This window comes from Tardiphaga sp., from assembly GCF_044340795.1.
GTDB lineage: Bacteria > Pseudomonadota > Alphaproteobacteria > Rhizobiales > Xanthobacteraceae > Tardiphaga.
The window spans coordinates 1-3,053 of sequence record NZ_JBIISY010000418.1 but is presented as its reverse complement, the minus strand read 5'-3'; the positions used below and the strand labels follow the sequence as shown (position 1 = coordinate 3,053).

Annotated in this window: 3 protein-coding genes; all 3 read right to left on the bottom strand. The window is 63.2% G+C overall.

The features are described 5' to 3' along the window. Window positions 1-294 (bottom strand): acyl-CoA dehydrogenase family protein (locus tag ACIQ17_RS32520; RefSeq protein ID WP_398473687.1); only part of this gene is annotated, 294 nt, incomplete at its 3' end. Between the two features lie 137 nt (window positions 295-431). Beyond that, the gene (ribB, locus tag ACIQ17_RS32515) at window positions 432-1,508 is read right to left on the bottom strand and encodes a 3,4-dihydroxy-2-butanone-4-phosphate synthase (RefSeq protein ID WP_398473686.1); all 1,077 of its coding nucleotides are present in this window, start codon (window positions 1,506-1,508) and stop codon (window positions 432-434) included. 132 nt (window positions 1,509-1,640) lie between these two features. After that, window positions 1,641-3,053 (bottom strand): cation:proton antiporter (locus ACIQ17_RS32510; RefSeq protein WP_398473684.1); only part of this gene is annotated, 1,413 nt, incomplete at its 5' end.

Here is a 3,053-nt window from a genome sequence, read left to right as displayed (position 1 = left end):
GCGCTCGATCTCACGGGCGATCAGGCCGTAGGCGACGTAGCTGGCATTGGCGCAGCCATAGTCTTCCGGCAGCGTCACGCCGATCAGACCGAGTTCGCCCATCTCGTTGAAGATCTCGCGATCGGTGTGCTCGTTGAGATAGGCGTCGGTGACGCGCGGCAGCAGCTTGTCCTGGGCATAAGCGCGCGCAGTGTCGCGGATCATGCGCTCGTCTTCGGTGAGCTGCCCATCGAGCAGGAACGCATCGTCCCACTGAAAATTCGCAGCGGGCTTGTCCTTACCCTTAACGCTCATCGAAGTCCCTTTCACATCGTGATTGATCGGACGCGCGGGCTTTTTGTTTCCTTGCCGGCGCGTGATGTCTCACATACGCCATCGCCGCCGGAGCGGCTCTGGCCCATGTAGAATGCGGTATTTTAAGTCTTGGACCTTCAGCCTTCAAGCTGTTCGTTGCAGGCGATCTCGATGCCGAAACCCGACAGGCCCTTATAGTCATGGGCCGACGAGGTGAGATGGCGGATCGAGGTGACGCCGAGATCGCGCAGAATCTGGGCACCGACGCCGATCTCGCGCCACTGCCGGTTGCGATCGGCTTCCGCCGACTTCGGCGCGTCCAGCGGCTCGACGGGAACACCTGCGGCGCCGTCGCGCAGATATACCAGCACACCGCTGCCGTTCTTCTTGAAGCGCTCCAGAATGACATTCATCTTCGCGGGCCCGAAAAACGTGTCGCGCACGATGTTCGGCTTGTGGAAGCGGGTCAGCACGTTCTTGCCGTCGCCGACGCTGCCATAGACGAAAGCCACGTGGTGGATCGGATCGAAGGGCGAACGGTAGGAATAGCCCTGCAGGGTCCCGATCGGGCTTTCGGTGGTGAAGGTCGAAACGCGCTCGATCAGTTTTTCACGGGCCTGACGATAGGCAATCATGTCGGCGATGGTGACATGCTTGAGCTTGTGCCTGGCGGCGAAGTCGACGACCTGCTGGCCCTTCATCACCGAGCCGTCGTCATTCATCAGTTCGCTGATGACACCGACCGGCGACAGGTTCGACAGCTTGCACAGATCGACGGCGGCTTCCGTATGGCCGGAGCGCATCAGCACGCCGCCATCCTTGGCGATCAGCGGGAAGATGTGGCCGGGGCGCGCAAAGTCGTTGGCCCCGGCATTGGGATTGGTCAGCGCACGGCAGCAGGAGGCACGCTCTTCGGCGGAAATGCCAGTGCCGTTGTCGGGCTTGTAGTCGATCGACACCGTGAAGGCGGTGGTGTGGTTGCTATCGTTGTTTACGACCATCGGATCCAGCCGCAGGCGGCGGGCGTCCTCGACGGTGATCGGGGCGCAAACGATGCCGGAGGTATGGCGGATGATGAAGGCCATCTTCTCCGGGGTGCAGAACTGCGCGGCGACGATCAGGTCGCCTTCACCCTCGCGGTCATCGTCATCGGTGACCACGACCATTTCGCCGGCGGCGAAGGCTTGCAGAACGTCGGAAATCGGATCGGCCATCAGTCCACTCTCGCTCGTTGTGGCCAGTGATATGGCGCAGAGCGCGGGGCTGTGCAACCCGCGCAAATGGGGGGCGGTATGCGGGTTCGCAGTGCGGAATGGGGTGTTTCCTTCGCCCCGCTTGCGGAGAGGTTAGGGCAGCACTTCCCGCCGTTCCGCCAGCCGCAGATCCAGATCCGCCCGCTTGGCCTGCAGCAACCCCTGATCGACCGCCTCGATCACCTCATAGAGCGCATGGGCGTCGCTGAGGCGGGTGACGGTGACGTAATCCGCACCGGCGGCATAGATGTCGCCGACATCACCCAGCATGTCCGCCGTGGAGATGACCTTGGCGGTCGGGTTGATCGAGCGGACGTGGCGGACCAGCTTTTCGTTATTGGCGCCCTTGAGCAGGGAATCCGGCACGCTGAGGATGATGATCTCGGCATTGCCGACACCGGCATGGACCAGCGTGTCCACATTGCTGATGTCGCCATAGACCACATGCAGCCCGCGAGCGGCCAGCGTCCGGTAAACGTTGGGGTTGAAGTCGACGACACTGATCTGGTCGAGCAGCGACTTGTTCTGGCGTTCGATCTCGCTGAGCAGCGCCGAGGCCGCGCGATAGAAACCGAGAATGACGATCCGGCGGGCCTGGCCATGGGCCTCAACGTGGTCGCCCTCGCTGTTTTGCCCGTGATCGAGATCGCGCAGGCCGAGGCGCTTGAGCACCGGGATCGCCCAGCGGGTGATCTGGTCGCTCTGCATCATGGCGAAGGTCGAGAGCACCGCGAGGATGACGAAGGCGAAGGATGCCGCGCTCGAACATTCCTTGGTAATATGGTTCGCGGCGATGCCGGTCTGCAGCACCACCAGCGAGAATTCGCTGATCTGCGCCAGATTGAGCGCCGGCAGAAGGCTGGCGCGCAGGCCCTGCTTCATCAGGTAAAGCGGCACGAAAGTGGTGACGAGACGGCTGACCACCGTGAAGACGGCGACGACCAGCGCGAGCTTGATGGTGGCCATGTCCGGCACCGGGATGGTCATGCCGACGCCGACGAAGAACAGCGTGATGAAGAAGTCGCGCAAGGTCGTCACCTTGGCGGTGACATCGAGCGCATAGGGGAACGTCGAGAGCGCGACACCGGCGACCAGCGAGCCCATCTCGCGCGACAGATGCAGGCGCTCGGCGATCTCGCCGATCAGGAAGCACCAGGCCAGCGCGCCGAGCAGCACCAGTTCCGGCCGCCGCGCGATCTGGTGGAACAGCGGCGGCAGAACATAGCGGCTGAGCGCGAAGGCGATGGCCACCAACGCACCGACGCGCGCCACTGACAGCAGCACGACGCCGATCTGCAGATTGTCGAGGCTCGGCTGGATCGCCAGGAACATGATGGCGAAGATGTCCTGGATCACCAGCACGCCGAGCGTGATGCGGCCGGGCAGCGTGTCGAGCTCACGCTTCTCGTACAGCACCTTGACGATCACCACCGTCGAGGACAGCGCGCAGGCCACCGCAAGGTAAAGCGCATCGAAGCCGCCGCCGCCGAGCTTCAGGCCGAGCGC

Excerpts from the sequence above, each read along its gene's own strand:
- ribB (WP_398473686.1), bottom strand. The coding sequence starts at position 1,508 with ATGGCCGATCCGATTTCCGACGTTCTGCAAGCCTTCGCCGCCGGCGAA.